This is a genomic window from Pseudomonas sp. PDM27 (assembly GCF_019219205.1).
Classification (GTDB): Bacteria; Pseudomonadota; Gammaproteobacteria; order Pseudomonadales; family Pseudomonadaceae; genus Aquipseudomonas; species Aquipseudomonas laurylsulfatiphila.
In genome coordinates this window covers 133,695-157,358 of record NZ_JAHUWF010000006.1, presented here as the reverse complement: position 1 = coordinate 157,358, position 23,664 = coordinate 133,695, and the positions used below count along the sequence as shown (strand labels likewise).

Genomic DNA, 23,664 nt, shown 5'->3' with positions numbered 1-23,664 from the left:
GATGCCAATCAGAGCAGTTCTTTTCGACATGGACGGCACCCTGCTCGACACCGCGCCAGACTTCATTGCGATCTGTCAGGCGATGCGTGCCGACCGCGGCTTGCCACCGATGAACGACAAGCACATCCGCGACGAGATTTCCGGTGGCGCCAGGGCGATGGTCGCCGTGACCTTCGCCATGGATCCGGAATCGCCGGGTTTCGAAGCGTTGCGCCTGGAGTTCCTGGAGCGCTACCTCGTCGGTTGTGCGGTGCACAGCAAGCTGTTCGACGGCATGGCCGAGTTGCTCGCCGATATCGAGAAAGCCAACCTGATCTGGGGCGTGGTCACCAACAAGCCACTGCGCTTCGCCGAACCGATCATGCAACAACTGGGGCTGTCCGAGCGTTCGGCGCTGCTGATCTGCCCGGATCACGTGAAGAACAGCAAGCCGGATCCGGAGCCGCTGATCCTGGCCTGCAAGATGCTCGACCTGGACCCGGCCAGCGTGCTGTTCGTCGGCGACGACCTGCGCGACATCGAGTCGGGCCGTGATGCCGGCACCAGGACGGCTGCGGTGACCTTCGGCTACATCCACCCTGACGATAACCCGCGTCACTGGGGTGCGGACGTGGTGGTCGATCATCCGCTGGAGTTGCGCAAGGTTTTGGATAGCGCCCTCTGCGGCTGCTGATTAACGTCAAGAGATCGCAGCCTTCGGCAGCTCCTACAGGATGCACGTCGATCCCCTGTAGGAACTGCCGCAGGCTGCGATCTTTTCAGCTCTATTGATGGATTATGTAGAGGTTTTTTATGTTTGATTATTCCGCCCGCCCCGAACTGCTCAAGGATCGGGTCATCCTGGTCACCGGCGCAGGACGCGGCATCGGCGCCGCAGCGGCAAAGACCTACGCCGCCCACGGCGCAACCGTGTTGCTGCTGGGCAAGACCGAAGCCAACCTGACCCAGGTCTACGACGAAATCGAAGCCGCCGGCCATCCACAACCGGCGGTGATCCCGTTCAACCTCGAAACCGCCCTGCCCCATCAGTACGATGAGCTGGCGGCGATGATCGAAAACGAATTCGGGCATCTCGACGGCCTGCTGCACAATGCCTCGATCATCGGCTCGCGCACGCCGATCGAACAACTTTCCGGCGAAAACTTCATGCGGGTCATGCAAGTCAACGTCAATGCCATGTTCATGCTCACCAGCACATTGCTGCCGCTGCTCAAGCTGTCGCAGGACGCTTCGGTGGTGTTCACTTCCAGCAGCGTCGGCCGCAAGGGACGCGCGTACTGGGGCGCTTACGGCGTCTCCAAATTCGCCACCGAAGGCCTGATGCAAACCCTGGCTGACGAAGTCGATACCGTGGCCCCGGTACGCTCCAACAGCATCAACCCGGGCGCTACCCGCACCAGCATGCGCGCCCAGGCTTATCCGGGTGAAAACCCGCTGAACAACCCGACGCCCGAGGAGATCATGCCGGTCTACCTGTACCTGATGGGTCCGGACAGCACCGGCATCAATGGCCAGGCGTTCAACGCCCAATAACGACCGTACGTCGCTTTTTCGGTGCCGCGCCGGCTTCCCGCCGCGGCACTCGAAGACACCCCAGGCACCTGTCAAACAACCGTCACACGCCACGCCATACCGGTAGTAGATGAAGCACAACCATTTGATTTACTACGAATTTTATTCTGATGAACCGAATGGCACGACTTTCGCTCTAAGTTTGCTCAGACACGCAACGTGAAAGCAGACGGGGTGAAGCGTGAGTGCAGTCGTTACTCATCTTCCAGAAAGCAGATTAAACTTGTACGAAATGTCCTACGGGACTGATGGACCAGTACGACGCGCAGCCCTAAGCCGCTCTCACCCTGCTTGTAAGACAGCCTTACTGCTTAGGGGCGCACGCCTAATGAAACCACCTTCCCAGACCAACGCAATTGACTTCGATAGCGCCAAATTGCAGCGCCTGGGCTTTGGTCAGCAGCCGCCTCTCCTGGAACGGCCCGTCAGCCTTGCGCAAATGCGCCAGCAACTGGGCCTGCAACTGCAAACCAGTCTGGAGCCGCAGCGCATTCTTGGGACTTTCTATCGCGAGATTCAGCGCTTGGTGCCGTTAGACGCCTTGTGTTACCTGCACAAGAGCAGTGATCTGCGCCTGGAGTTCGGCCAGCGTGGCCACCATTCCATCAGTTACAGCCTCAGTCACGATGGCGAACACCTGGGCGAACTGATTTTCCGCCGCAATCAGCGTTTCAGCGAACAGGAACAGGGCAATCTCGAATCACTGCTGGCCGCACTGCTGTTTCCGATGCGCAACGCGCTGCTTTACCGTACCGCCACCCAAAGCGCACTGCGCGACCCGCTGACGGGCACCGGTAACCGCATCGCCATGGACCAGACGTTGCAAAGGGAAATCGAGCTGTCCCGGCGCCATCTGCAACCGTTATCGGTGTTGATGCTGGACATCGATCACTTCAAGCAAGTCAATGACACCCATGGCCACAGCACTGGCGATGACGTGCTCAAGGCGGTCGCCGCCTCGATCAAAAACCAGTTGCGCAACGTCGACATGGTGTTCCGCTATGGCGGTGAAGAGTTCCTGATACTGCTGTCCAATACCAGCCGCGAACCCGCGGCCATGGTGGGTGAACGGCTGCGGTTTGCAGTGCAGACTGAAGAGTACCTGGCCGACGGCCATACGATCGTGCTGACAGTCAGCCTCGGCTGTTCGACCCTGTTGCCCGGCGAGTCCGCCGACAGCCTGTTGCGACGGGCAGACAGTGCACTGTATGTGGCCAAGCGCGAAGGGCGTAACCGGCTGGAGATGGCGGGCTGATATTCAGCCACGACACAAACCAATGTGGGAGCGAGCCTGCTCGCGAATGGGATCTGACCTTCAACAATGATGTTGACTGACAGTCCGCATTCGCGAGCAGGCTCGCTCCCACAGTTTTTTCAAGCAGACTTTGAATCAGCCTTCGGCCAATGCCATTCGCTCACGAACGACCGGCGCCCGCTCTGCGTGCTCCAATTGCATGCAACGCTCGAGAAACAGGTACATATAGTCGTAGCTCTTGCAAACAGCCTGGCGCAATTCCACCTGCAGGGATTTGCTCGGGTTGGTGCCCGCCAATGTGCAGATGATTTCCAGGGCTTCCCACGGATGGGCATCGTCGTACTGGGCATGCATCTTCAGCCACTTCATCGCCCGCTTGCGATCCTCCTCGGGGAACGAGGCGGCGTAGATACCGTTGGAACACACGACCGCCGACCATTCCCCGGTCGCTCCTTCGATGGCGTAGTTGGTGGCGGCAATCCCGACGATCAGCGAGTCGGCTGAACTGGTGTGCCAGCACCAATGGCTCAACGCGTGAAGCTCCGGTGCAACCTGCTGTGCCTGCAGGTCCTCCAGGCTGACACCGTGCGCGCGACTCCAGTGCACCCAGTAATCGGCGTGGTTCAATTCGACGCGGATGTTGCGCATCAGCCAACGACGGGCCATGTCTTCGCCGGGATGACGGGCAAAACGGGTCTTGGTCAGGTTTTGTGCCATATACAACGCGAACTGTTCGACCACCGGCCAGCCACCGATCAGGTATTGGCGCATGGTCTTCGCACTGAGTTTGTTGTCTCGCATGCGTTGGTACAGTTCGTGTTCGACAACCCGGCGCTTGCTCTCGCTGCAATCCTGAATCAGGCGCTGGGCCCAGGCAGGGTAACTTGCAGCTTCCATGAGCGGTCCGGTTCGGTTGAATGTGTCGATCACTGTCGAGCTCCTTTTGATTGTGATTGTAAGACCGGCAGGAATTTCAACGGAACGTGCCCGGGGCCTTGAACAACATCGGTTGGGGCCTGGCAGGACGACTCAACAAGCTATCGCTGGTAAACAGATGCGGGCGTTCAATCACATACCCTTGAGCGTAATCCACCCCGATCTCCAGCAATGCCTGCTCGATCTGGGGTGTTTCGACAAACTCGGCAATCGTGCGCTTACCCATGACATGGCCGATGTGATTGATCACTTCGACCATGGCGCGGTTAATCGGGTCGTCCAGCATATCCTTTACGAAACTCCCGTCGATCTTCAGGAAGTCTACAGGCAAATGTTTCAGGTACGCGAATGAGGACATTCCGGCACAAAAATCGTCCAGTGAAAAATGGCATCCTAAGCCTTTGAGTTCATTAATGAATCTGATAGCGCTGCCAAGATTCGAAATGGCACTGGTCTCAGTAATTTCAAAACAAATCATTTCAGGCGGAATCGAATGCGTCACAAACTGTTCGCGCAAGAAGTCCAGGAACGCCTCATCCCCGATCGTCGTGCCTGACAGATTTATCGCACACATGGCCAGCGGACCGGGGCCTTGCTCGGCCCGGCATTGGGCAATGATCTTGAACACGTTCTGCACCACCCAACGATCAAGCGAGCTCATCAGGCCATAACGCTCGGCAGCCGGAATGAAGCTGTCGGGCAAGATCATCCGCCCCGCTTCATCATGCAATCGCAGCAGAATTTCAATATGCCCGCCATCCTGCTCGACATGGCCCAAGGGGACGATTTCCTGGGCGTACAGGCAGAAGCGGTCTTCCTCCAGCGCCATGTGCAAACGTTGCACCCAGGCCATTTCACCGAAACGCAGGGACAGTTCCGAGTCATCCGGATGATAGACCTGGACGCGGTTGCGACCCTTTTCCTTGGCCATATAGCACGCCATGTCAGCAGCCCGCAGCGAGACTTCGAGCGTGGTCGGATTCTGCGCGACATGCACCAGCCCGATACTGACAGTGGTGACGAAAGGTCGGCCCTTCCAGACAAAATGCAGATTCTGCACAGTCTGGCGCAGGCTCTCGGCAATTTTCTCCGCCGCTTCCGGCGCGCAGTTTTCCAGCAGGATGCCAAACTCGTCGCCGCCAAGGCGCGCCAGGGTATCGCCTTCGCGCAACCCCGATTGCAGCAAGGCGCAGATATGCCGCAACAGTTCGTCGCCCGCCGCATGGCCGCAGGTGTCGTTGACCAGTTTGAACTGATCCAGGTCGAGGAACATCAGGGCGTGGCGCCCCGAGTAGCGGGTCAGGTTGTGCAGCGCCTGTTCCAGGCGATATTCGAATTCACGGCGGTTGGCGAGTCCGGTCAAGGCATCGTGGGTCGCCTGCCATGACAGATTGGCAATGTATTGCCGCTCCTGGGTCATGTCATGCAGCACCAGCACCGTCCCGCTGACTTTGCCGGCATTGCGGATGGGCGCGCCCACCAGTGTGACCGACACCGTGCTGCCGTCCAGGCGTTGAATCAGCCTGGAGTGCTCGCTGCCGCCACTGAGCTGGCCGCTGAGTATATGCTCGATAAGGGTGAAGCCATCGGTCTGGGCCTCTTCGTCCAGCAGGTTGAACAGCGCTGCCAGCGGCAAGCCTGTCGCCTGCTCGGCCTTCCAGTGGGTCAACGCCTCGGCCGCCGGATTCATGTAGGCAATCGCACCGGAAACATCCGTGGTGATCACGCCGTCGCCAATCGATTGCAGGGTGATCTGCGCCCGTTCTTTCTCCAGTTGCAGCGCATCGGCGAAGGCATGACGCTGCTTGAGCAGCTTGCGGGTGCGCATCAGCGCCAGTGCAATCAATCCAAGCGCGGTGGCGAGGTTAGTCAGCAGCAGCAGACGAAGAATGACCCGCGACCCTTCCCCCAGTGCATCACTGAAGGCTTTCGCCGCCGGAGTCACTTCATCATTGATCGCGAAGATCTGCGCCTTCCAGCGCTGGATATCCGCAACAGAGGCAGGGCTGGTATTGATGTGCTGATGCATGTCCCTGGCAACGTCATCGAGCTTGGCCAGATAGGCATCACCCACGGTCCACAGGTCGATGGCTTTTTCGAGGTAACTGAAGTGACGAAAGTTGAGGTACAGCCAGATCAGGCTGGAAACGTCGTCCGGGTGGTTGCCCCCCTTGAGAATCGCCACACGCGCCGCTTCGATGTTCGGCGGATGCTGATCCAGCGCCACACGCAATTCATGCCCGCCCTGAGGCACGGAAATGGCGTTCTGGTACTTTTCAAATATCCCTTCGTCGCCGCTGTCGGCGTAAAGGTTGAGGTAATAGATGGCATCTTTCTGGCCCTTGGACCAAAGGCTTTCGCCGGCAACATAGCCGCGAACGGCCGACAGCACATAAAGGCTAACGCCGCCCAGCAAGGCTTGAAACAACACAACGGCGATAAATGGCCAGACAATGCCCAACAACCGTGGCGTTCCGAGAGTCCGCGTTTGATTCATGAGGTCCCTTGCATTAGCACTGCTTGCTCGTCTTCCGGACGTAATCGCTTTAGCCAGACTAGGGGGCATTCGTGATCCCGGCAAGTAAGAACTGCCGCCCACCGTGAGCAGCGCTCTTGCAGTAACGCCAGCACCGTACCAGCGCTGCCATAGACCTCGAACAGAAATCGACTTCTTCAGAAACGCTGCATTATCTATGTACCGCACAGCCCTTGCCATGAACCGTTGTAATCGGTGGCGAAACGCCAATGCTCGTTCAATCGAGCGCCCACCAACCGACGCAACGAAAAGAGAAGCAGGCTTATGCAAACTCCCACTTCGACTAGCACATCAGCTGAAACTTCAAATTCAGCCCCGACCACTTCGCAGATCTATCAGGGCCAACTGGATGACTATGAATTATTGCTGTCTTTCCTGCGCGCAGAAGTCAGCTCTATGTCTCATTTCGCGCAAACACTGCTCAGACCCTGCACGCGCTCTCCCCTGGATCAAGTAAATGAAGCCGGTCAAACCGCTTTGCAAGACTTGATGAAAGACAGCAAGTACCAAGCACTGTGTAAAAGTAAAAACGTGTCCCCTCATTATTTGATTGTCACTGCAAAAGACAGAACCTACGTCTACGAGACGTCGAATCGCGATGACCAGAACAAGGTAGTTCTGAAATTAACCGGATCTGAAAAATGGTCAGAACCTAAAGCACGGATCGAAAAGGCGACCGAGTTGCTGGGTGGACAGATCCGTTACGACCGCCATATCAGTCTGCCAAGAATGGCCACTTTTTACGGCCTTGCCCCCTGGGATCCGACCAATTCGGCTGAACACCAAGCTGCCATCAATGCCCTTGAGGAAAAAATCGCAAGCTATCGTCTGAAACTGGAAGACGACTTCAACATTGTCGACTTGAAGCGCCCTCCCAGTGAAAAGGATCGCAAATTTTTCAAAGTTGTCAGGGCAGCTTCATCCGATCCCTCCAGTGTCACTATGCAAAAAGTACAAGAGCAGATCATCGGTGCGGAAACGATCGAAACGATAAGAACGTTTGTGCCCGAGGCCGGCATTTCTCCATTCACCCATCTGGCCAATGACATTCTTATGTCGGCTACCGTTGAACAAATCCGCGCCACTCCTACCGTTTTTCTTGAAAAGATCCTGCAAAACCCTAAAGCCGAGAAACTGGCAACCGGCTTGCTGTCGACTTTGAATTGGTATGGAGGAGCACCTGGTGAAGAAACGTCGCCGCACATCCGCATCAAAGTCATAGCCAACGCATTGCAATTCTGGTTTGAGTCACCGAGCCGAAACCCGGAAGAAATTGCCGGTTTCGATTGGCTGGCGCGTTCACACTGGGGCAAAAGTTATCAGGCCATCAGAAGCGAATTCGAGACCCATCTACTCTCGTCAAAACGGGCCGCATCGGAAAAAGAAGCGATTGTTATGGCCCGATTGTTTCTGCACCGGTTTCCGGTCGAGTTCCGTGTCCCCGATATTCCGACCGCGCTTCCATACCGGAGCTCCCTTGTTTGGGTGAATTTCCTGAATGGCGTGAACCTGATAAACGCTACCGACCCCGGAGCGTTGTGCAGAATGACCTTTCAGCAATTGGTTAACCTGGCCCTCGATCGGGCCGAGGGAGCGACAGACGAGCAACTGAAAGAAATCAGTCTGGCAAGGCTGCTGCCGACACTGGACTGGGCAGTGACCCAAGGCATCATCCTGCCTAAGCGTCATGAGGATTACACAGAGCCCGAAATCGAACTGGCGCTATCGGAGCTGGATAAACACACCAATGCGCTCGGCACTGCCATCACCCGAATCAACGAAACCCCGCCAAACCGACTATCAATGGCGAAAACCGTAGCGGAAAAGTTCTTTGGAAAACGCTTTGTCGCGCAGAACAGGAAGCTGGCGAGGAAAGAACGCGAAACCATCCGATGGAATAGCGTTCCGACCCTCCGTGGCAAGGAGTACGATCACTATTCGCTCATCGACATCCTCGCCTCAAATGAATTCGATGAGCAGACACGATGGTATTACACGCAGGCTGATGGCGCCGTCAGTCAATACTATTTCAGGATCGACAGTAACCGAAAGGTAGCGTCGCCCTTTTACTGGGAAGCATCAGGGATACCGGCGGTAATTGGCATCCTGCCAGAAGTCAAATCGATGTTCTATCACGGCTTCCTGGATTATCTTGAACGACAGACAACGGCTTACCAAACGCTGATTCGCAGTCAACTGGCTTCACTCCCATTCGACGATCGTCAGGCCATTGAATGGGGTGAACTCAAAATCCATAGCCTGAGAAAGGAAACCAGCGGTGTAGAAGCCCAAAACGAAACACCTGAAATAATCCTGCCACTACGAGCCCGTAACGGCCTGATTTTGCAGACGACCTACGCCAAGGAAACAAGAACTTACGAACTGCTACCCCGAGCAGGGCTGATACGCCGCGTCGAAAACCCCGAGTCGAAGCAATTCGGGGGTGCCCAAAAAACCGAGACGTGGCGAATGAACAGAGGGACCGTTTCAGTTTCGGTGTTGCGCAACCAGACATTACCCTTTGACTGGGATGCTCATTCGATCGGGCGCGCACCCAACGCGGGAGCGGTCTGTGAGGCAATCATCGAACAGCTAGGTGATACGTTCACCGCACCTTCCAACGATGTGCAAACCGTAAACAGTGCGCCACTGACACTTTCCTCACCCCGTTGCCTGGAAATCAGTCATTTCATTGCCAGCCTGCTACCGTTTGTAGACCCCAAACAGCTCTACAAGGACTGTGCCGGGCAGACTGCGTTTGAGCGCGAAAAAGCCGAGAAAGATGAAGTCCTCGAAGTTATCAAAATCTTCGTGCCATTCTGGAAAAGTATCGAAGATCTGGCCTCAGGCGAAAAGACACGCCTTATCAATGGAGTGTTCGGAGTATTCATCGACCTGTTGTCATTCGCACAACCGATCGGCAAGTTTGCTTCGGGCTCGACAAAACTAGTCAGCAATGCCGGCCAACTGACCTTACGCGCCAGACTTCCAGCATTTAAATTGCTGACCAAGGAGTTTTTGATTTTGAGCTTGCAGGCACTGAACCCGCTTGACGGCATCGGAGCGCTGCTCAAGGCATTGGGATCAAAAGGACTGAAAATCGGCAGATCCGGTATTTTCAGCATCAAGGAATTGGCGGGCAGAGCGGGTCACTATAATTTCTCCCGCAGCCTGCCGCAGGTCACTGGTGCGGGCCGCTGGAAGCCTTTGGTCAACGGCGACCAGTTAGCGTCCCTGAGAGGTCTGGACGATGTACCCGTACGTAATCTGTCGTCCTCAGGCAAGGCGCAGTATTACCTGGTCGATCCATTGTCGTCCAAGCCCTATGGCCCCTTGCTACGCAGCCGTTCGAGTGAGTTCTCATTGGGGCGATCCCACTACAGCCCCCTGGAAAAAACCAAAGACAATGTCATTGTCGAGCTGGCTGACAAAAGCAGCGTGCGCGAAGTGCTTGAAGTCGATGGCCGGACGACGCTCTTCATTGACGACCAACCTTACCGACTGAAGGACGATGTGTTACGCCGCGCCGACTTGATGGACCTGAAGGACAGCTACAAGGCGGCTCCTTGCAGGATCCGTCGCATACCCGGTTCCGCGCCGTGTAAAACCAGCTATGTCCTTCGCTCCCCTGCCCCCACACCCGACATCGGCAGTTTTGATACTGCCAAGGGTTGGGCGCCCTGGTTCGGGGATATGACTTACATCCCCGCGACCAACAGAGCTGCAATGCAAGTGAGCGCGATCCGCACCCACTCAACCCTTCAGGGCACAATGGAATTTCAAAAGGGTATTTATGGGCGGGTCATGGTCAGTGTCCCCGTTCCGGGAGAAGAACTCGCCGATAACTTCCACGTCGGCAGTATCATTGTCGAAGCGGCGGACGGTTCAAAACACTACGTATTCACGCGGTTGAACGCCGGGGACTTTTACTTCGCCGAGCGCGCGCCTGGACATGGCGTGCATGACCTCCTGACGTTCAAGAAAGCCGACACCCTATCCGATGAACTGAAAAACGAGTTATTGGTGGTGTACACCGGCTCTCTGAATGCCAACAACATGGTCAGAATCCATGGCCAGGCGTTGGTAGAGCGAGCACTGAAAGCGATGGATGAGATTGCCATCCCGATCGGTGGCCATACCAATCCGCCTGAAACACTCAAATGGCTCAAGGTTGATACCAGCCCGGGCGAAGCGGCTTTATTCGATCATTCCACACGAATGATCATTCGGTTTTCCACCGACGGTGCCGCAACCTGGTCGCTGTCCAAGGCTGCCCCCGACAGCGCACGTGAAACGACTGCGGAAATTTTCAACAACCTGTTCGAAAGAAACGTCATCACCGTCGCATCGTCGGCGCAGGCGGGGCCCAAGGCATTAAAAATCGATGACACGATGATGCGCCTGCAACGCCTCATCCGCCAGAAAACACGACGCCCCCTGCACACACCCCGGAACATCGCGTTCGCCGAAATCAAGACAAAAGCCGGGGTGCGCGAGGTGTATGTCAGCGTTTCCGGTAACCAGGGTGATACGGGCTTCCTGCCATTGTTTGCCAAAAACAGACAGACGAATGAGGTCAAAGTCGGCAGCACCAGCTACTTCAATATCGATCATGAAGTCCGCTTCCCGAAGACCGCACTTGATGTAACGCCCCAAGGCAAACTGCAGGCGATCCCGCGCACCATCAATGACATTGAAACCTACACGCCTGCGCTCACCTCTCGCCCCACCTCACTGGACACCGAAAGCAAACTAATCAGTGTCATCCGCGGCAAATACCCGAATCCCAAGGATCTGGACTCCATCACGATCGCCACCACGCTGAAGCCATGCGAATCGTGCTCGGTCGTGATCAAGCAGTTCGGCTATGACGGCAGCGCCAATGCACTGGACGTGATCTGGAAGTAATTGCTTGCCGGTCAGTGCCGCTGCAGATGCCCATACAGCTTGGCATACAGGCCACCATCGGCAATCAGCTGCTGGTGGTCGCCGTCTTCGGCAACTTGCCCGCCGTCGAACACCAGCACTCGATCAGCCTGTTTCACCGCCGAAAGGCGGTGGGCAATGATCAACGTGGTGCGGTTGCTCAGAAACCGCGCCAGGGCCTGGTGCAGGTTGTATTCGGTGGCAGCATCCAGTGCAGAGGTGGCTTCGTCGAGGATCACCACCTTGGGCTCGGCCAGCACCATCCGGGCGATGGCCAGGCGTTGGCGCTGTCCGCCGGACAGACGCACGCCGGAGCGCCCGACGACGCTGTCCAGGCCATTGGGCAAATCCCGCACCGTGCCGTGCAATTGGGCGATTTCCAGTGCATGCCAGCAAGCCTCGTCACTGCGCTCACGGCCCATGGTCAGGTTGGCCCGGATGGTGTCGTTGAACAGCGCCGGATGCTGCAGGACCACGGCAACATTTTCCCGCACGGTTTCCAGGCCGATCTCCTGCTGGGTCGAACCGCCGAAGCGAATGGTTCCGGCCAACGGCGTGTACAAGCCCAGCAGCAGTTGCACCAGCGTACTCTTGCCCCCACCACTGGCGCCGACGATCGCGACCTTCTCGCCGGGGGCGATGGACAGGTTCATCTGGTTCAGGACCAGTTCATCGCCGTAGCCGAAGCTCAACCCTTGTACTTCCAGCCCGACCGTCTCGCGCCCGATGAACGGGTCGACGCCGCCCGGGTATTCAGGCTCATCAGCGCGCGACAGCAGCTCGTTGATCCGCGACAGCGCACCGCCGGCAGCGTAGTAGGCATATTGCAGGTTCAGCAGCTGTTCGACCGGACCGATCATGAACCACAGGTAGCTGAACACCGCGAGCATCTGGCCGATGGACAGGTCGGAGAACAACACCGTGAGCATGGCCGCGGCGCGGAAAATATCGATGCCGAACTGGAACAACAAACCGCTGGCCCGGTTCGAAGCATCGGTTTTCCATTGCGAATTCACCGCATAGTCGCGCACGTCACGGGCGCGTTGCCCCAAGCGACCGAGGAAGAACCCCTGACGGTTGCCGGCGCGAACTTCCTGGATGGCATCCAGGGTTTCGGTCAGCGCCTGGGTAAAGCGCGAAGTGCTGTCGTTCTCGAGTTTCTTCAGGTGCTTGACCCGTTTGCCCAACTGCACCGTGGCGTAGATCACCAGCGGGTTGAACAGCAGGATCAGCAAAGCCAGTTTCCAGTGCATCCACATCAGAATGCCCGCCGTACCGACCAGGGTCAGCATGGCCACGAGGAAACGGCTGAGGGTTTCACCGACGAATTTGTCCAGCGTGTCCAGGTCGGTGACCAGATGCGTGGTCACCGTGCCGCTGCCCAGGCTTTCGTATTCACCCAGCGAGATACGCTTGAGCCGTTCGATCAGGCGTATGCGAATGCGGTAGACGATGTCCTTGGCCAACCCGGCGAACAATTTCGCCTGCACCACGTTGAACAGCAACGCCGTACACCTCAGGGTCAAGGTCACCAGCAGCATCAGGCCGATGTAGCCCGCCGCTTTTTGCCAGCCTTCGGGCAGCGCGTGGTTCATGATCTTGAGCGCGGCGTCACCGTGCCCCAGCAACACCTCGTCCACCAGCAACGGCAGGAGCAAGGGAATCGGCACGCTGCACAAGGTCGCCAGCACGGCCACGCCGTTGGCGATCCACAGGGATTTCTTGTGATGCAGGGCCAGGCGACGGATTTCCGCCCAGCTCAGACGGTCGACACGTTTGGCGGTGGCGACGTCATCGGGCAGGTCATGCACAGGCAGCGCGCTCCAGCCAGCGGCCGAGCAGCGGGGACAGCACACTCAGAGGCTGATAGCCGTTGGTCAGCAATGCCAATTGACCATTGCGTTCAGCGAGCAATGTAGGAAAACCGGCGATGCCCAGGTCCTGGACCCAGGTGAAATCGGCGGCGGTGGCGGCGTGCATGTCAGCCCGATCGAAAGCGCCGGCGAACTCGATGCGCGGCAGACCGGCCTGTTCCGCCAACTCGACCAACACGCTGGCCTGGGTGACATCACGGCCTTCGGCATAAAATGCGTGCTGAATCAGCCCGAGCAGTTTCAACGCGCAATCCGGTGCCAGGCTGCGCGCCGTCACCAAGGCCCGGCAGGCAGGCTCGGTATCGTAGACAAAACCGTCGGGCAGCGCGCCTTCAAGCTTGAACGGCTGGCCGGTGGCCTCGGTGACCGCCTGCCAATGCTCAAAAATATAGCGTCGGGTGGTCGGCTCCAGCGCCGCACCGCTACCGGTGCGCAAACCACCCACGATCAGATGCACATCCACACCCGCGGCTTGCGCCTGCTCGACCAGTGCCTTGGCCACCGGGGCAAACCCCCAGCACCAGGAACACATCGGGTCCATCACATAGAGCAGGCGCGCAGACATGGTTCAGGCCTCGGTGGATGCTTGCTTGTAGTTGTAGCCGATCGGGTGAGGCTGGTTACGAGCCTTGGCCAGTTCGATCTGCTTCTGCCGGTCGATGGCGCTGCGACGGGTCTTCTCACTCAGCTTATCCCAGCAATGCGGGCAACTGATGCCGGCCACGTAATGCTCGGACGTGCGGTCTTCGATGCTGACCGGTGTGCGGCAGGCATGACATTGATCGTAGTCACCTTCGCTCAGGTCGTGACGCACGGTCACGCGGTTGTCGAACACGAAGCAGTCGCCCTGCCACTTGGTTTCTTCCTGCGGCACCTCTTCGAGGTACTTCAGGATGCCGCCCTTGAGGTGGTAGACCTCACCGAAGCCCTCGCTGAGCATGTAGCTCGACGCCTTCTCGCAGCGAATGCCACCGGTGCAGAACATCGCGACCTTCTTGTGCACGGCCGGGTCGAAGTTGGCTTTGATGTAGTCTGGAAATTCGCGAAAACTGGTGGTTTTCGGGTCGATGGCGCCTTCGAAGGTGCCAATCGAGACTTCGTAATCGTTACGGGTGTCGATCAACAGCACTTCCGGGTCGCTGATCAGCGCGTTCCAGTCCTGCGGGTCGACGTAGGTACCGACCTTTTTGTTCGGGTCCACGCCTTCCACGCCAAGGGTGACGATTTCTTTCTTGAGTTTGACTTTGGTGCGGTAGAACGGCTGCTCGTCGCAGTACGACTCTTTATGGTCGATGTCGTCCATGCGCGGGTCGTTCTTGAGCCAGGCCATCAACCCGTCGATGCCTTCGCGGCTGCCGGACACGGTGCCGTTGATCCCTTCTTCGGCAATCAGCAGGGTGCCTTTGATGCCGTTATCGACCATCGCTTGCAGCAGGGGCTCGCGCAGGGCGACGTAATCTTCCAGGGTGACGAACTTATACAGTGCCGCCACGACAATCTGTTGTGTCATGGGTAAATCTCCAGGTGGCTACCCTCGTAAGGGGTGAACCGGATGCGAAAAAAAACGCGCCGGGTGAGCGGCGCGTTGGGCATTCTAACAAAAAGACAGCTTCAAGCGGTAAGCTTCAAGCCGCAAGATAAAATCAGATCGTGTCAATCTTGCGGCTTGCAGCTTGCCGCTGTTTTTACTGCTTTTCTCCGCCCGCACAGGTCGGCGAGGCCGGAGCCGCGTCGATCTGCGCCCATTCCTCTGGCGTGTAGGTATGCAGCGCCAACGCATGGAACTCGCCCATCAGTTCGCCGAGCGTGCCGTAGACTTTCTGGTGACGCTTGACCCGGTTCAGGCCTTCGAACTGCGTACTGACCACCACGGCCTTGAAATGGGTTTGCAGCCCACGGCTGTGCATGTGGCTCTCATCCAGCACTTGCAGATGCTCGGGCTGAAGCAGGGCCAGCGTCGATTCGATGCGTTGTTGCATGGTCATACCGAACTCCGCTTAAGGCTTTTTCTTGGCGGGTGCAGCCGCGTCTTTCGGGGTCAGCTCGGCGGTCATGTCGGCCAGCAGCTTGTTGACCACCGGCACCGCGCTTTCCAGCTTGGCCTGGGTCATCTGGGCCGATTGCTGGGTCAGCTGGGGCATTTTTTCCAGGACTTTCTTGCCCAGTGGCGACTGGTAGAACGCAACCAGGTCCTTGAGTTCGGATTCGCTGAAGTTGCTGGTGTACAGCTTGACCATGTCCGGCTTCAGCTTGTTCCAGCCGATGGCCTGGTCCAGAGCGGCGTTAGCCTTGGCCTGGTAGGTTTCCAATACGGCTTTTTTCGATTCAGGGGCTTTGGTCTGTTCGAAACGCTGGGCAAACATCTGCTGTACTTGCATGTACACCGGAGTGCCCAGTTTGTCAGCGTGCGCCATGGTCAGGAAAGCCTCGGCACTGGCGTTATGGCTGGCGGTGTCGGCGAGAACCTGGCCGCTGGCGCAGACCAAAGCAACGGCGGTACAGATGGCACGAAGACGAGTCATCGAGTTTCCTTTTCTAGCTGGCGAGGTAAAACCCCAAGGGCGTCCATTCTGCGCCTAAAAAAGTGTGTCGCTCAACCCCAAGCCTTGTCGCACCTGATTTAGAGGGGTTGAATGGTCAAATTCAGACTGATGGAACCACGGCCGGCGATCACGGCCTAAACTGCGCAATCGGACCTACAGGAGTGAGCAAGATGAGCCGTATCGAAACCGACAGCCTCGGCCAGGTTGAAGTCCCGGATGAAGCCTATTGGGGCGCTCAGACGCAACGCTCGCTGATCAACTTCGCCATCGGCAACGAACGCATGCCGCTGGCGGTGTTGCATGCCCTGGCGCTGATCAAGAAAGCCGCGGCGCGGGTCAATGATCGCAACGGCGACCTGCCCGCCGATATCGCCCGTCTGATCGAACAGGCCGCCGACGAGGTGCTCGCCGGCGACCACGACGACCAGTTTCCGCTGGTGGTCTGGCAAACCGGCAGTGGCACCCAGAGCAACATGAACGTCAACGAAGTGATCGCCGGTCGCGCCAACGAACTGGCCGGCAACCCCCGTGGCGGCAAGTCCCCGGTGCACCCCAACGATCACGTCAATCGCTCCCAGAGCTCCAACGACTGCTTCCCCACCGCCATGCACATCGCGGCCGTCCAGGCGGTGCAACAGCACTTGCTGCCGGCGATCAGCGAGCTGTCCGGCGGCCTGGCCGAGCTGGCTGCTCGCCATATGAAGCTGGTCAAGACCGGTCGTACCCACATGATGGATGCGACACCGATCAGCTTCGGTCAGGAAATCTCGGCCTTCATCGCGCAACTCGATTACGCCGAGCGGGCGATCCGCAGCGCACTGCCCGCCGTCTGCGAGCTGGCCCAGGGCGGCACAGCGGTCGGCACCGGGCTGAATTCGCCCCACGGATTCGGTGAAGCCATCGCCGCCGAGCTGGCCGCCCTCTCCGGTTTGCCGTTCATCACCGCGCCGAACAAATTCGCTGCACTGGCCGGTCATGAGCCCCTGACCACGCTGTCCGGCGCGCTGAAAACCCTCGCCGTGACCCTGATGAAAATCGCCAACGACCTGCGCCTGCTGGGCTCCGGCCCGCGCGCCGGCTTCGCCGAAGTCAGGCTGCCGGCCAATGAACCGGGCAGTTCGATCATGCCGGGCAAGGTCAACCCGACCCAGTGCGAAGCGTTATCGATGCTGGCCTGCCAGGTGCTGGGCAACGACGTCGCCATCGGCTTTGCGGCCAGTCAGGGCCACTTGCAGTTGAACGTGTTCAAACCGGTGATCATCCATAACCTGCTGCAATCGATTCGATTGCTCGGTGATGGCTGCAGTAACTTCCAGCAGCATTGCGTGGCCGGCCTGGAGCCGGATGCGGAAAAAATGGCTGAACACCTGGAACGTGGCCTGATGCTGGTGACGGCGCTGAACCCGCACATTGGCTACGACAAATCGGCGGAGATCGCCAAAAAGGCGTACAGCGAAGGGCTGACCTTGCGTGAGGCGGCGCTGCAGCTGGGGTACCTGACCGATGAGGAGTTCGATGCCTGGGTAAGGCCGGAGAATATGCTGGAGGCTGGGGCCAAGGGCTGAATTCTGTAGCGCCTGATAGTCCGTCATCGCGGGCAAGCCACGCTCCCACAGGTTTCGATTCGTCCATGAACATTGTGGACGACGCAAAACCTGTGGGAGCGTGGCTTGCCTGCGATGAACGATGACGCGGTCTAACTGGCCGCCATCCGCACCTTCCGCGCCTTGAGCCCGGCAATCAACGACGGCCCCAACGCCACCAGCGCCGACCCCAGCACCACCAGCACCGCACCGCCATAACCCAACCCATTGATCGTCTCGGCATGCACATAGTCGGGCCACAGCCATGCCGCCACGGCAACCGCCGCAAAAGTCACCAACGGCGTGATGGCCAGCGTCGCGCTGACCCGGGAAGCTTCCCAGTGGGCCAGGGCCTCGGCAAACGCGCCATAGGCAATCAGGGTGTTGAGGCAGCACGCCAGCAGCAACCACCCCTGCAAGGGGTTCAATTGCAGCGCTTCGAGCGGATGCACCCAGGGCGTCAGCAGCGCCGCGCAAAACAGGTAGATCACCATCATCACCTGCAGCGAGTTCCACACCGTCAGTAGTTGTTTCTGCCCCAGGGCATAGAAGGTCCAGACCGTGGACGCCAGCAGTACCAGCAGCACGCCGGCGGTGTAGTCGGTCAGCGACGTGAGCAATTCACTCAAGCGCTGGTTGAAGAACAGTGCAAAGCCGATCAGCAGCACCAGCAGGCCAATCCCCTGACCCAGGCTGAAGCGTTCCTTGAACACAAACAGACTGGCGATCAGCAGCATGATCGGCCCCATCTGCACCACCAGTTGCGCGGTGCCGGGGCTGAGCAGGTTCAGGCCCATCAAATACAAGACATAGTTGCCCACCAGGCCGAGCACGGCCATCAGCACCAGCCAGCCACCGCGAGGACCGAGCACTTTGCGGCTGGGCAGGCGCCTGGTGGCCGCCAGGTAAATGAACAGGCAACCGCCAGACACCAGCAGGCGAAACCAGGTCACCGTCACCGGGTCCATCACCAGCAACACTTGCTTGAGCTTGATCGGCAGGATTCCCCACAACAACGCGGTCAGCAAGGCCAGGAACAGACCGTAAACCCAGCGACCCGATGAAATGTGCATGTGAACCCCGAAGCCAACTGACAGGAGCCGTCATTCTAGGCGCAGAGCCGTGGCGTACACAGGGACAGTTTCGGTCTGGCCGCGAATGAAACTGTGCGGGTCGTAATCTTCGGGGATGTTTTTTGACCGAGGTGCGCCTATCGCGAGCAAGCTCGCTCCCACAGGTTCTTTGGGCGCCACAAAACCTGTGGGAGCGAGCTTGCTCGCGATGGCTATCTAACTGACGACGAGAATATCGGGGTTTACCTCACCGCCTCAAACAACCCCGTAGCCCCCATCCCGCCACCCACGCACATGGTGACGATGCCGTACCGCAGATTGCGCCGCTGTAACTCACGCACAAGGTGCCCGACCTGACGCGAACCGGTCATGCCGAACGGGTGGCCGATGGAAATCGAGCCGCCGTTGACGTTGTACCGGGCGTTGTCGATTTCCAGGCGATTACGGCTATAGAGGCATTGCGAAGCGAACGCTTCGTTGAGTTCCCACAGATCGATGTCGGCAACTTGCAAGCCCTTGGCCTTGAGCAGTTTCGGTACCGAAAACACCGGGCCGATGCCCATCTCGTCCGGTGCGCAACCGGCCACGGTAAAACCGCGGAAGAACGCTTTCGGCTTGAGCCCCAGTTCCAGTGCCTTTTCCAGGCTCATCACCAGGGTCATGGACGCGCCGTCCGACAGTTGCGAAGAGTTGCCGGCCGTGACCGAGCCATCTTCGGCGAACACCGGTTTCAAGCCGGCCAGGCTTTCCAGGGTGGTGTCGGGGCGGTTGCAGTCATCGCGGTCGACGATGCCGTCGAGGATCTGTGCCTGGCCGGTCGCCTTGTCTTCGACGCGGTACTTCACCGCCATCGGCACGATTTCATCAGTGAACAGCCCGGCGGCCTGAGCCTCGGCGGTACGCTGCTGGCTTTGCAGCGCGTACAGGTCCTGCTCTTCGCGGCTGACGTTGTACCGACGCGCAACGATTTCAGCGGTCTGGCCCATCGGAAAGTAGATGCCCGGCACCTGCTCCTTGAGCAGCGGGTTGATCAGGTTGTCGGTGTTGACGCTTTTCATGGTCAGGCTGATGGACTCGACGCCACCGGCGACGATGATGTCGCTGCAACCCGAAGCGATCTGGTTGGCGGCGATAGCGATCGCCTGCAAGCCCGAGGAACAGAAGCGGTTGAGGGTCATGCCGGCCGTGCCGATGCCCAGGCGCGACAGCACCGCGACATTGCGCCCGATATTGAAACCCTGGGCGCCTTCGTTGGAACCGGCGCCAACGATGCAGTCCTCGACGCTTGCCGGATCGATACCGGTGCGCGCCAACAGGGCATCGACACAGTGTGCCGCCATGTCGTCCGGGCGGGTCATGTTGAATTTGCCGCGAAAGGATTTGGCCAGGCCGGTCCGCACGCTGTCGACGATCACCACTTCACGCATGGCATACCTCATTGTTGTTGTCGGTTGAGAGTGGACCGAGCATAAGTCCAGCCCTTCACCGACCGCGACAATCATTCACCCCGCGTATGCGCAACCATCGCCTCAATCCTTGTCCTTCTGCTTCTTGCGCTCATGCCGGTCGGATTTTTCAAAAGCCTCCTCCAGTGCCCGATTGATGGTGCGCAAGACTTTGACTCGCGCCCAGCGCTTGTCGTTGGCTTCCACCAGGGTCCATGGCGCAATCTCGGTGCTGGTACGGTCGACCATGTCGCCGACCGCTGCGCGATAGTCATCCCATTTTTCACGGTTGCGCCAGTCATCTTCAGTGATCTTGAAGCGCTTGAAGGAAATCTTTTCGCGCTCCTCAAAGCGCTCCAGTTGCGTCTGTTTGTCGATGGACAGCCAGAACTTGACCACGATCACACCGGCGTCGGTGAGTTGTTCTTCGAAGTCGTTGATTTCACCGTAGGCACGCAGCCAGTCTGCCGGGCTGCAAAACCCTTCGATGCGTTCCACCAACACCCGTCCATACCAGGAGCGGTCGAACACGGTGAACTTGCCCCGGGCCGGGAGGTGCCGCCAGAAGCGCCACAGATAGGGTTGCGCCCGCTCCTCTTCGGTGGGCGCGGCAATCGGCACGATGCTGTATTGGCGTGGATCAAGCGCCGCCGCCACCCGGCGAATCGCCCCGCCCTTGCCTGCCGCGTCGTTGCCCTCGAACACCGTCACCAGCGCATGGCGACGCATGCGTTTGTCACGCATCAACCCGGAAAAGCGCGCCTGCTCGGTGATCAGCTGTTCTTCGTAATCCTCCTTGTCCAGGTGCAGGCTCAGGTCCAGGCTGTCGAGCAGGTTCACTTGATCGACACTGGGGAACACTGGCGCGGCGCTGACCTTTTCCGGGTGGATCGTCGGCCGCTGCAATGCGCCCTGCAGGCCCGCCAGCAGAATCCGCCCCACGGCCAGACTGCGATAATGGGCATCCGCCCCGGCGATCACATGCCAGGGTGCATAGTCGCGACTGGTGCGGCGCAGCACCCGCTCGCCATACTTCACGAACCTGTCGTAGGTTTCCGATTGCTGCCAGTCCAGCGGGCTGATGCGCCAGCTGTGCAACGGGTCGTCGGCCAGCGCCTTGAGGCGTGCCTTCATTTGCTTCTTGGAAAGGTGAAACCAGAACTTGAAGATCAGCGCACCTTCATCGCAGAGCATCTTTTCCAGGCGCTCGGCGCCATTGATCGCCTGGTCCAGCCGCGGATCCTTGAACTCGCCATGGACCCGCCCCTGCAACATCTGGCTGTACCAGTTGCCGAAGAAAATCCCCATGCGGCCCTTGGCCGGGAGCATCCGCCAGTACCGCCAGGCCGGTGGCCGCGCCAGTTCTTCGTCGGTTTGCTGATCGAAGGTGCGGACCTCGATCAGACGCGGGTCCATCCACTCGTTGAGCAACTTGATCGTCTCGCCCTTGCCGGCACCTTCGATGCCATTGATCAAAATGATCACCGGAAAGCGGCGTTGCTGCTGCAACTCGAACTGCGCTTCGAGCAACGCTTCGCGCAGGGCCGGTTCTTCGGCGTCGTAGGTTTCTTTGTCGATGGCGTGATCGATTTCCGCAGATTCGAACATGGATGGCTCCCTTCCAGATGTGAGCAAGACTAGCGGAAGTTAATGTCGAGCGATGCGGCCTGGATCAAAAGATCGCAGCCTTCGGCAGCTCCTACAGGATTACGCAGCCCCATGTAGGAGCTGCCGAAGGCTGCGATCCTTTAGCGATCGGCTAGAATGGCGACCTTGCCGTTGCCGAGCCTGCCATGAAACCTGTATTGCCTCACGCCCAACTCGACTGGGACGACCAAGGTCGCCCGTATTCGCGAGTGTTCGATGATGTGTATTTCTCCGACAAATCGGGGCTGGACGAAACCCGCTACGTGTTCATCGAACAGAACCGCTTGGCGGAACGCTTTGCGGCCTTGCCCGAGGGCGGTCGGCTGGTCATCGGTGAAACGGGGTTCGGCACCGGGTTGAATTTCCTGTGCGCCTGGCAGGTGTTCGAGCAACACGCCGTGGCCGGTGCGCGACTGCATTTTGTCAGCGTCGAAAAGTACCCGTTGAGCCCGGCCGACTTGCAACGTGCCCTGGCGCTGTGGCCGGAACTCAAGGTGTTTGCCGATCAACTGCTTGAGCAGTACGTAGCCATCCATCAGGGCTTTCAACGCCTGACGCTGGACCACGGCCGCGTCACCCTGACCCTGCTGATCGGCGACGCGCTGGAACAACTGCCCCAACTCGACGCCCGGATCGACGCCTGGTTCCTCGACGGTTTCGCTCCGGCGAAAAACCCTGACATGTGGACCGCCGAACTGTTTGCCGAACTGGCGCGCCTGGCCGCGCCCGGTGCCTCCATCAGCACTTTCACCAGCACCGGTTGGGTGCGACGCCTGCTCAACGCCGCCGGTTTCAAGATGAAACGCACCCCGGGCATCGGCCACAAATGGGAAATCCTGCGCGGCGAGTTCCTCGGCTGGCCCCACGACGTACCCGCCCCGGCGCCCGACAAGCCCTGGTTTGCCCGACCTGCACCAACGAGCGGCGAGCGCCGGGCACTGGTGATCGGTGCCGGGCTGGCCGGTTGTGCCAGCGCCGCCAGCCTGGCCGCACGGGGCTGGCACGTGACGTTGCTGGAGCGTCACGACGACGTCGCCCGGGAAGCGTCGGGCAATCCGCAGGGCGTGCTCTACCTGAAGTTATCGGCGCATGGCACGGCGCTGTCGCAAATGATCGTCAGCGGATTCGGTTACACCCGGCGACTGCTCGAACACTTGCAACGGGGCCGCGACTGGGACGATTGCGGCGTGTTGCAACTGGCCTTCGATGCCAAGGAAGCCGAACGCCAGGCGCAATTGGCGGCGGCGTTTGCGCCGGACCTGTTGCACCTGCTGGATCAATCCGGGGCCCAGGCCGTGGCCGGGATCGGATTGGCACAGGGTGGCCTGTTCTATCCGCAAGGCGGCTGGGTCCACCCACCGGCGCTGTGCCAGTGGCAGGCCGGCCACCCGCAGGTTCAACTGCTCACGCATTGTGATGCGCTGGAACTGCGCAAGGTCGGGGATCAGTGGCAAGCCTGGAACGGCGAGCAATTGCTGGCCTGCGCACCCGTGGTGGTCCTCGCCGGTGCCGCGGACATCCAGCGTTTCCCCGAGAGTGCCGGGTTGCCGCTCAAACGCATTCGCGGGCAAATCACCCGCCTGGCGCAAACGCCGCAAAGCCAGGTCCTGAGTACGGTGGTGTGCGCCGAAGGCTATGTCGCTCCCGCACGCTTGGGCGAACACACCCTGGGGGCCAGTTTCGATTTCAACAGCGATGACCTGACGCCGACCACGGCTGAACACCTGGGCAACCTGGCCATGCTCAACGAGATTTCCCACGATCTGGTCGAACGCCTGGAAATCGACCGCCTCGACCCCGAGAGCCTCCAGGGGCGCGCCGCGTTTCGCTGTACCAGCCCCGACTACCTGCCAATCGTCGGCCCACTGGCCGACACCCAGGCCTTCGCTCAGGCCTATGCCGCGCTGGGCAAGGACGCCCGGCAGGTGCCGGACGTCGAATGCCCGTGGCTCGACGGTTTGTACGTCAACAGCGGCCACGGCTCGCGCGGCCTGATCACCGCGCCGCTGTCCGGAGAACTGCTGGCCGCCTGGCTGGACAACGAGCCCCTGCCGTTGCCCAGGAGCGTGGCCGAAGCCTGTCATCCCAACCGGTTTGCGTTACGGCGCCTGATCCGGGGCAAATAGCCGATACCGCCGTCGGGAGCGCCCGCACAGCGGCTCTCGGCCCCGGCTTCGCCCGCTTATAACTCATCGATATAAAACTCCCCTTGCCGAGGCGGGTCAGTTTCTGAGTACCCGCCATTTTGGCGCGGTATCGATTGACCCTCCCCAA

The 23,664-nt window shown here is 59.2% G+C and carries 16 protein-coding genes; 6 read left to right on the top strand and 10 right to left on the bottom strand.

From position 1 onward, the window contains the following. The first annotated feature begins 1 nt into the window (after window position 1). The 3 genes from mupP to KW838_RS14760 all read left to right on the top strand — a co-directional run bounded on the left by mupP (window position 2) and on the right by KW838_RS14760 (window position 2,827). Window positions 2-673 carry an N-acetylmuramic acid 6-phosphate phosphatase MupP gene (mupP, locus tag KW838_RS14770; RefSeq protein ID WP_102702340.1) on the top strand — a complete coding sequence of 224 codons (672 nt, stop codon included), beginning with the start codon at window positions 2-4 and terminating at the stop codon, window positions 671-673. Between the two features lie 119 nt (window positions 674-792). After that, window positions 793-1,533, top strand: a complete 741-nt coding sequence (locus KW838_RS14765) for a YciK family oxidoreductase (RefSeq protein WP_218501433.1) — start codon at window positions 793-795, stop codon at window positions 1,531-1,533. A 367-nt stretch (window positions 1,534-1,900) separates the two neighbouring features. After that, the gene (locus KW838_RS14760) at window positions 1,901-2,827 is read left to right on the top strand and encodes a GGDEF domain-containing protein (RefSeq protein WP_218501432.1); all 927 of its coding nucleotides are present in this window, start codon (window positions 1,901-1,903) and stop codon (window positions 2,825-2,827) included. A gap of 135 nt (window positions 2,828-2,962) precedes the next feature. Here KW838_RS14760 and KW838_RS14755 read toward each other — a convergent pair whose 3' ends face one another. Both KW838_RS14755 and KW838_RS14750 read right to left on the bottom strand, forming a co-directional pair. Further along, entirely contained in the window at window positions 2,963-3,724 is a 762-nt protein-coding gene (locus KW838_RS14755; protein WP_256358846.1) for a TenA family transcriptional regulator, read from the bottom strand. A 76-nt stretch (window positions 3,725-3,800) separates the two neighbouring features. Continuing rightward, window positions 3,801-6,260 carry an EAL domain-containing protein gene (locus tag KW838_RS14750; protein ID WP_102702338.1) on the bottom strand — a complete coding sequence of 820 codons (2,460 nt, stop codon included), beginning with the start codon at window positions 6,258-6,260 and terminating at the stop codon, window positions 3,801-3,803. A gap of 303 nt (window positions 6,261-6,563) precedes the next feature. Between KW838_RS14750 and KW838_RS14745 the strand changes: the two genes are divergently transcribed. Then, window positions 6,564-11,207, top strand: a complete 4,644-nt coding sequence (locus KW838_RS14745) for a deaminase domain-containing protein (RefSeq protein WP_218501431.1) — start codon at window positions 6,564-6,566, stop codon at window positions 11,205-11,207. Between the two features lie 11 nt (window positions 11,208-11,218). Here the strand turns inward: KW838_RS14745 and KW838_RS14740 are convergent, their stop codons facing one another. The 5 genes from KW838_RS14740 to KW838_RS14720 form a co-directional block, all read right to left on the bottom strand. After that, window positions 11,219-13,036, bottom strand: a complete 1,818-nt coding sequence (locus KW838_RS14740) for an ABC transporter ATP-binding protein (RefSeq protein ID WP_102702337.1) — start codon at window positions 13,034-13,036, stop codon at window positions 11,219-11,221. After that, window positions 13,029-13,664, bottom strand: coding sequence for a DsbA family protein (locus KW838_RS14735; protein ID WP_218501430.1), 636 nt, complete (start codon window positions 13,662-13,664; stop codon window positions 13,029-13,031). The genes KW838_RS14740 and KW838_RS14735 overlap by 8 nt, the downstream gene beginning before the upstream one ends. Window positions 13,665-13,667: 3 nt before the next feature. Beyond that, window positions 13,668-14,609: a rhodanese-related sulfurtransferase gene (locus KW838_RS14730; protein ID WP_102702335.1), complete on the bottom strand. Its 942-nt coding sequence runs from the start codon at window positions 14,607-14,609 to the stop codon at window positions 13,668-13,670. 175 nt (window positions 14,610-14,784) lie between these two features. Then, entirely contained in the window at window positions 14,785-15,084 is a 300-nt protein-coding gene (locus tag KW838_RS14725) for a BolA family transcriptional regulator (RefSeq protein WP_218501429.1), read from the bottom strand. Window positions 15,085-15,096: 12 nt separating this feature from the next. Continuing rightward, entirely contained in the window at window positions 15,097-15,621 is a 525-nt protein-coding gene (locus tag KW838_RS14720; RefSeq protein WP_093216221.1) for a DUF2059 domain-containing protein, read from the bottom strand. 191 nt (window positions 15,622-15,812) lie between these two features. On the opposite strand from KW838_RS14720, the gene KW838_RS14715 reads away from it, so the two are divergent. Further along, the gene (locus tag KW838_RS14715; protein WP_095966336.1) at window positions 15,813-17,207 is read left to right on the top strand and encodes a class II fumarate hydratase; all 1,395 of its coding nucleotides are present in this window, start codon (window positions 15,813-15,815) and stop codon (window positions 17,205-17,207) included. Between the two features lie 131 nt (window positions 17,208-17,338). Here the strand turns inward: KW838_RS14715 and KW838_RS14710 are convergent, their stop codons facing one another. From KW838_RS14710 to pap, 3 genes are all read right to left on the bottom strand, one after another. Further along, window positions 17,339-18,298 carry a DMT family transporter gene (locus KW838_RS14710; RefSeq protein ID WP_218479638.1) on the bottom strand — a complete coding sequence of 320 codons (960 nt, stop codon included), beginning with the start codon at window positions 18,296-18,298 and terminating at the stop codon, window positions 17,339-17,341. A 242-nt stretch (window positions 18,299-18,540) separates the two neighbouring features. Next, a complete protein-coding gene (locus KW838_RS14705; protein WP_116580013.1) occupies window positions 18,541-19,725 on the bottom strand; it encodes a thiolase family protein in 1,185 nt (394 codons plus the stop codon). A 102-nt stretch (window positions 19,726-19,827) separates the two neighbouring features. Continuing rightward, the gene (gene pap / locus KW838_RS14700; RefSeq protein WP_218501428.1) at window positions 19,828-21,351 is read right to left on the bottom strand and encodes a polyphosphate:AMP phosphotransferase; all 1,524 of its coding nucleotides are present in this window, start codon (window positions 21,349-21,351) and stop codon (window positions 19,828-19,830) included. Between the two features lie 185 nt (window positions 21,352-21,536). Between pap and mnmC the strand changes: the two genes are divergently transcribed. After that, the gene (gene mnmC, locus KW838_RS14695; protein ID WP_218501427.1) at window positions 21,537-23,516 is read left to right on the top strand and encodes a bifunctional tRNA (5-methylaminomethyl-2-thiouridine)(34)-methyltransferase MnmD/FAD-dependent 5-carboxymethylaminomethyl-2-thiouridine(34) oxidoreductase MnmC; all 1,980 of its coding nucleotides are present in this window, start codon (window positions 21,537-21,539) and stop codon (window positions 23,514-23,516) included. Window positions 23,517-23,664 lie beyond the last annotated feature (148 nt).